The sequence below is a fragment of the Corallococcus sp. AB049A genome, assembly GCF_003668885.1.
Classification (GTDB): Bacteria; Myxococcota; Myxococcia; order Myxococcales; family Myxococcaceae; genus Corallococcus; species Corallococcus interemptor.
Genome location: NZ_RAWL01000469.1, coordinates 1 through 6,351, shown reverse-complemented (window position 1 = coordinate 6,351; position 6,351 = coordinate 1). Strand labels below are relative to the sequence as shown.

Sequence of the window (6,351 nt, the reverse complement as noted above, 5' to 3'; positions counted from 1 at the left end):
CCCCACCGCCACCCTCTTCTCCTCCGCGGAGGTGTCCGGCGACGTGGTCATCGGCGCGGGGGCCATCATTGGCGCGGGGGTGAAGATCACCGGCGACCTGAACGGCCCGGTGCGCATTGGCGCGCGGGTGCAGATCCTGGAGAACACGGTGCTGCACCTGCAGCCGGACACCATGCTGGTGCTGGATGAAGGCGTGGTGGTGGGCCCGGGCTGCGTGCTGCATGCGTGCAACCTGGGCGCGGGCACGGTGGTGGAGCCCGGCGCCATCCTCTGCGAGGGCAGCCACCTGGGGAAGGGCTGCCACGTGGCCGCCGGCAGCCTGGTGAAGGCGCGCGCGGTGTTCCCGGACTACGCGCTGGTGGAGGGCTTCCCCGCGGCGCAGGTGGGCACGCGCACGTCACCGCCGGAGCCGCCGCGCTGGGTGCTGCGGCCCGAGGACCTGCCGGGCCTGCGACGCATGGGGTGAGGGAATTTGCACGGGCCGTGCGCCCTCTGGCAGGGTCACGGCCATGGAACAGGTCAACTCAATCCTCGAGATCGCGGGCCCGCTGCTGCTGGGCCTCGCCTGTGGCGCGCTCTTCCGGAAGTTCATGTACCCGCGCATCCTCGCGAAGCTGGGGAGCCTGGCCTCCTGGGTGACCTCCACCGCCAACACGTGGGTGCTGCTGGTGCACCTCTGCATCGCGCTGGGCGTGGCGGCGGCGTGCCATGCGTCCAATGCGGCCGCGACGCTGATGTGGCTGCATGAGAACCTGCCCACGCCGCCCTTCGCGCTCACGCTGGGGCTGCTCCACGGGTTCTTCCTGGGGGCGACCTTCCTCTGCGGGTACTACGTGGCGCTGATTCCCTCCTCGGACTCCGAGGAGGCGCAGGCCGCCGGCGCGGTCTAGACCCAGAACACCACGTCGCGCTCGGCGTCCTCGGGGCCGGGGCCGTGCGCGCCCTCGCGCAGCCAGCGGCGGTACGCCTCGATGTCCGCGTGGTGCAGGTCCGCCTCCGTGCCCGAGTACACGCCGCCACCGGGGCCATCCGTCAGCCCCTGGCGCTGCGTCTCCATGATGCGGACGTCCTGCTGGATGACCTGCTGGGTGTACCAGCGCACCAGCGGTGTCAGCGCCCGGCCCACCCACGCACCCGGCACGTCCACCGGCAGCCGGTAGCTGATGGCCGTGTACACGAGCGTGTCCGTGGGCCCGATGGGCGTGCACTGCGAGTTGATGGCGAAGCCGCTGTCTCCCCACTGGTAGTCCACGCGCGTGACGTTGGGGACGATGAACTCATCCGTGTGCACGAGTGGCAGGCCGCGCGGATTGAACAGCCGGCCCAGGCCCGTGAGCGCGTCGTCCTCCTGGTGGTAGGTCATGCGCACCCGGCCCGCGTGACGCTTCACCGTGGAGGGGACCCGCTTGCGCGTGGGGTTGCGGAACCAGCCCCGGTGCACGAAGGACGTGTGCGGCACGTCCATGAAGTTCTCCACCAGGTTCGTCACGCCGTTCGCGAAGCGCGTGACCATGAAGTAGACGGTCCAGCCGCGCTGGCCCCAGTAGGGGACACGGAAGGGTTCCGCTCGGGCCTGGGTGACGTCCGGGCCCAGGTAGACGTATACGAGCCCGTCCTGCTCCCGCGTGGGGAAGCGCGCGAGCCGTCCCAGCTCACAGGGCGCGGGCTTGAGTCCTTCGTGCGCGCAGGCGTGCGCGTCCAGCTTCTCTCCGCGCTGCGGAGGACCGAGCGCGGGGATCTCCACCACCGCGCCGGACGCGTCGTAGACCCAGCCGTGGTACGGGCAGCCGAGCTTCCCGTCGAACACGTCGCCCTTCGACAGGCGCGCATTGCGATGGAGGCAGCGGTCTCGCAGCGCGGTGGGGGCGCCGTCGGGTCCGCGGAAGAGGACCAGGCCTGTGCCGAAGACAGTGCGCGCGATGGGTTTGTTCGCGGGCAGCTCCGTGGAGAGACACGCCCCGTACCAGAAGTCCTTCAGCGCGCCGCAGCGGGCGAGGTCCGCCTCCGCGTCCAGGTCCACCGTCATGACGTCCCTCGTGTGAACCACTCCGTCCAGCCGGGCTGACGGTGCAGGTCCACGGGCTTGATGTCCCCCGCGCGCTGGCCCAGCTGGATGCACCGGGCTTCGTAGCGCCGGGCGCCCTGGGTCACTCGCACCGCGCGCACCGGACCGAGCTGTCCCAGCTCCCGTGCGTAGCGGTAGTGATGGCCTTCGCACAGGGCCTGCTCCACGTTCGCGGCCAGGGCGTCGGTGGGTGCGTCCGTCTCCAGGAACAGGCGGTAGGCGGGAGGCGTGCCCCACTCCGGCGCGAGCATGGCGAAGGTGGGACGGGTGGGGCCCAGCGCGGCGTCCAGCACCGTGCCTGCTCGCGCGGCGGAGAGCTTCTCGCCCACGAGGTCGGAGACCGCGTCGGCTCGGCCGAGGAAGCGCAGGCAGGGCGTCGCGTGCACGAAGCCCTCCACGCGGACGAGGTCCCCCAGCCGGTAGCGCAGCAGCCCGCCAGACGTGGAGAGGAGTACCGCGTAGGTGCGGCCCGCCGTCAGCTCGTGCGCCAGGAGCGGACGTGCTTCGGGCTTCTCTGGCTCCATGAATTCGAAGAAGTGGCTTCGGACCGCGAGCACCGGCGCGGGTGCTTCGAAGAGGGGCACCGTGATGACGCCCTCGGTGGCGAGCAGGCCCTTGCCCTGGACCTCGACGCCCGGGAAGCGGCGGCGTGCGGCCGCTACGGCGTGCGCCGCCTGGGCGTCCGTCCACATGCTCAGGAGCGCGAGCCCCGGCCACAGCGTGCGCGCGGAGGACAGCCCGTCACGCAGTCGCCGGGCGCTCGGGAGGTCCCGCACGCCCTGGAGCCCCTGCACGAGCGAAGTCCAGGTGGGATCCGAGCCCACGGGCGCACCGTCCGCGTCGTGCTCCGGAGGCCGCAACGTGCCGCGCTCCAGGTCCTCCGCGAGCCGTTCCCCGTGCCGCTCCAGTGCGTCCATCAGCAGCGTGAGGAAGCTGGGGTTCCAGACGCTGATCAGCGACAGGTTCGAGCACCGCACGAGATACCACAGCGTCACGTAGCGGCACGGTTCAACGTGAGGAGCCTGACCCACCGCGCCCGGCACGGCGAAGACGCGCGAGAGCAGCGGCTGCAACGGGCGCGGGAACCACGCGCTGTCCTCCGCGGAGCCCACCGGGATGCCGCCCGAGGTCCGGTGCTGTCTCCGGCCCAGGGGAGAGATGGACCAGTAGCTGGGGCCCTCGCGCACGGCGGGGCGGCGCAGGAAGACCTCGTGCAGCATGGGCGCGAGCGCGCACTGGAACTCACGGAGCAGGCCCTGCGTCACCGGCACCCGCTTGGACGCGCCGGAGGAACCACCGGACAACTCGAAGCGCAGCACGGGCTCGCGAGTGAGGATCCGCGATTCTCCGCGCGCGATGCGCTCGACGTCTTCCGCCACCGTGTCCGGCGTGGAGATGGGCACCGCGTCCTGGAACTCCCGAGCCGTGCGGATGCGCGCGAAGTGCCGCATACGGCCCGCCTGCACCGTGCCCTCCACGGCGCGGAGGATGCGCGCCAGGCACTCCGCCTGCGCGGCCTCCGGTTCGCGCAGCGCATGACGGAAGCGCAGCGCGGACGGCGTCAGCGCCGCCATCGTGGCGGACAGCATCGCGCGGGACGTCAGCACGTCACGTCCCCACGCGGACCCGCGAGGCATCCCGCTCCCCGCGCGCCCAGCGGCGCAGCTGGCCCCAGACGCTTCGCGCCAGCGCCCTCGCGAGGTCCCAGCCTCGGATCTCCACCAGGCACACCAGCTCCTCGCCTTCGGCGTGGCCGGGGTTGCGCTCCGCGAAGTAGGCGATGTGCGGATGGGCCGCCGCGTCGCGGTCGATGGGCGAGACGCCGTCCCGCACCCGGTAGTGCGCGCCGTCGAAGCGCAGCGTGCCCTTCGACGCGTCGTACTGCGCACCGAACCACCGCGCCGCCAGCCCTTGCAGGAACTCCGAGCGCCCCTCCGGCGGCGTCCAGTCCCGGCGCGGATGCGTGCGCGGGAAGTAGTTCACCGCCAGCAGGTACGTCTTGTACCCGCCCGACAACAGCAGCCAGTACAGCGGCCTCCACGGCCGGCGCAGCTTGCGCGCGAGCAACAGTCTCCCGAACACCACCTGCAACGTCTTGTGGCCCCACCAGTCCGGATGGATGACCGTGTCGCCCGAGTACAGCACCTCCACCCCGTCCTCCTCCGCCACCCGCACCGTGCTGAATCCCACCAACTCCCGCGTGCGCCGGGCGTGCAGCAGGAACACCCACTGCTTCGCGTCCAGGTCCGCATGAAATCGCTCGGCGCTCACGCCCACGTAGCAGCACTGCATCAGCGCGAGCATCCGCGCCCGGGTGCCGGCGTCCAGGGCCTCCCGCCGCACCGTCGTGCCCTTCATCGCGGAGAGCATCGCCTCAGCGCCCTCCCCGCATCGCCGTGGGCGAGGGAGGCTGACGCACCTCCTGATACCGGTCCGCCTCCAACGTCACCTCCTGCGGCTGGGCGCCATACCAGTGGATGACCGCCTTCACCGGCCCCGCGTGACGGCCCAGACCGAAGTGCAACCGGGGATCCGCCGACGCGGAGAAGCCGCCCATCAACCCCACCTCACGAACCTGCTCCACGCGCTGGCCGTTCTCCTCGTAGGACACCACCACGCGTGTGCCCACCGCGCTCCGGTGCGTGCCCTGGCCATTCCCCACCAGCGTCAGCCCCACGAAGTGTCCGTCCGGCCTCGCCTCCGAGGCGCTGGCGCGCAGCGTGTTGCGGTACAGCGACACCGGCGCGTGCTGGTTCGTGATCAGCACGTCCAGGTCGCCGTCGTCATCCAGGTCCGCCATCAACACGCCTCGCGAGTTGTCCGGCGCGTCGATGCCCACCTCCCTCGCCACGTCCACGAAGTGCCCCGGACGCGAGTCGCCCAGGTTGAGGTACACGCGGCGCGCCTCGTTCGGATAGAGCACGCGGCCCCGGATGTCGCCCCACTTGTCCGCGTACGTGTGCACCTCCGGGCCGGACTGCATCAGCTTGTGGTTCACGTACCAGTAGTCGTTGCGCTGTCCCGCCGGGATGCGCCACTTCTCCGCGTCCAGGCGCGCGTCCACCATGCCGTTGGCCTGCACCAGGTCCGGCCACCCGTCGGCGTCCAGGTCCCCCGCCGCCGCGCCCCAGCCGAAGCGGCGCTCGTTCAGCGCGCCCCGGAACGTGGCCTCGTCCTGGAAGCGCGGCACGAACGCGTCCTCGCCCGGCCCCACCATCCACAACAGGCTTCCCTCCGCCTGCAACGAGTGGTGCACGTTGGACACGTACACGTCCAACCAGCCGTTGCGGTCGAAGTCCGCCACGCTCGCGTTCATGCCCTTGTACGTGTCGCGGCCAATCTCCCCGAAGCGCGTCCCCACCAGGTGGCGGAAGTGCCGGCCGCCCTCGTTCAGGTAGACGTCGTCCGGGCCGAAGTCATTGGCCACGTAGAGGTCCGTCCACCCGTCCTGGTTCAGGTCCACCGTGCTCACCGCGAGCGACCAGTGCGTCTCCTTCAGCCCCAGCGCGTCCACGTCCTGCTTCTCGAACGTGCCGTCCCCCCGGCCCCGGTAGAGCGCGTTCTTCCCGCCGTTGCTCGCGTTGTGCCAGCCGTCATGCATGAAGCGCAGCATGCGGCGGTCGCCCGCGTACTCCGGCTCCGGCAGCTTGAAGAGGTTGAGCGGCGGCGCGGGCTCCGGGTAGTCCGGCAGGTGCGTCGTCATCGCGTTGAGCACCAGCAGGTCCAGGTGCCCGTCGCGGTCGTAGTCCAGGAACGTGAGCCCCAGGCTCACCGCGTGGTCCGTCACGCCCGCCGCGTCCGTCACGTCCTCGAAGCCCGCCGTTCCTGTCTCGCGCAGCGTGTTGCGCAAGAGGCGCACCGGCCCGAAGGCCACCGCCACCGCGAGGTCCAGGTCCCCGTCCCCATCCCAGTCCACGAACGTCCCGCCGCCCGCCAGGCCCTCTTCCTTGTAGCGGGTGGCGAAGCGCTCCAGCGCGGGCACGGCGACGCGCTCGAAGCGCAGCCCGCCCAGGTTGCGGTACAGGCCCGCGTGGTGCTCCGGCGTGCCCAGCGGGTGCGTGAGGAACAGGTCCAGCCTGCCGTCCCCGTCGAAGTCACCCGTGGCCACCGCGTCGCCTACGGCCACCAGCCACTTGGCGACATGGGCCACGCGCGGATCCAGCTCCTCCAGCGTGTGGCCCATCCGGGAGCCCAGGCCCGCCTGCTGGAGGTCCTGCGCATCCAGGTGGAACGCGAGCGGCGCCTGCCGCTCCCCCTGCGCCGCGGACACCGCGTAGCCCGAGGCC

6 protein-coding genes are annotated in these 6,351 nt (G+C 71.5%); 2 read left to right on the top strand and 4 right to left on the bottom strand.

Annotated elements, in window-relative coordinates; all coding sequences use genetic code 11:
- Both D7X55_RS33735 and D7X55_RS33730 read left to right on the top strand, forming a co-directional pair.
- Positions 1-466: gamma carbonic anhydrase family protein (locus D7X55_RS33735; RefSeq protein ID WP_368666515.1), on the top strand; the 466-nt coding region annotated here is incomplete at its 5' end.
- Positions 467-509: 43 nt separating this feature from the next.
- A complete protein-coding gene (locus tag D7X55_RS33730; RefSeq protein ID WP_121725200.1) occupies positions 510-890 on the top strand; it encodes a hypothetical protein in 381 nt (126 codons plus the stop codon).
- On the opposite strand, the gene D7X55_RS33725 is transcribed toward D7X55_RS33730, so the two are convergent.
- The 4 genes from D7X55_RS33725 to D7X55_RS33710 all read right to left on the bottom strand — a co-directional run.
- Entirely contained in the window at positions 887-2,026 is a 1,140-nt protein-coding gene (locus tag D7X55_RS33725; RefSeq protein WP_121725199.1) for an aromatic ring-hydroxylating dioxygenase subunit alpha, read from the bottom strand. The genes D7X55_RS33730 and D7X55_RS33725 overlap by 4 nt on opposite strands.
- Positions 2,023-3,654 (bottom strand): GH3 auxin-responsive promoter family protein, encoded by a 1,632-nt coding sequence (locus D7X55_RS33720; protein WP_121725201.1) that lies wholly within the window; start codon positions 3,652-3,654, stop codon positions 2,023-2,025. The genes D7X55_RS33725 and D7X55_RS33720 overlap by 4 nt, the downstream gene beginning before the upstream one ends.
- A 19-nt stretch (positions 3,655-3,673) precedes the next feature.
- On the bottom strand, positions 3,674-4,435 hold the full coding sequence (locus tag D7X55_RS33715; protein WP_121725198.1) for a hypothetical protein: 762 nt from the start codon (positions 4,433-4,435) through the stop codon (positions 3,674-3,676).
- Between the two features lie 4 nt (positions 4,436-4,439).
- Positions 4,440-6,351, bottom strand: a 1,912-nt coding sequence (locus D7X55_RS33710) for a CRTAC1 family protein (RefSeq protein WP_147470310.1), incomplete at its 5' end; no start/stop codon positions are given.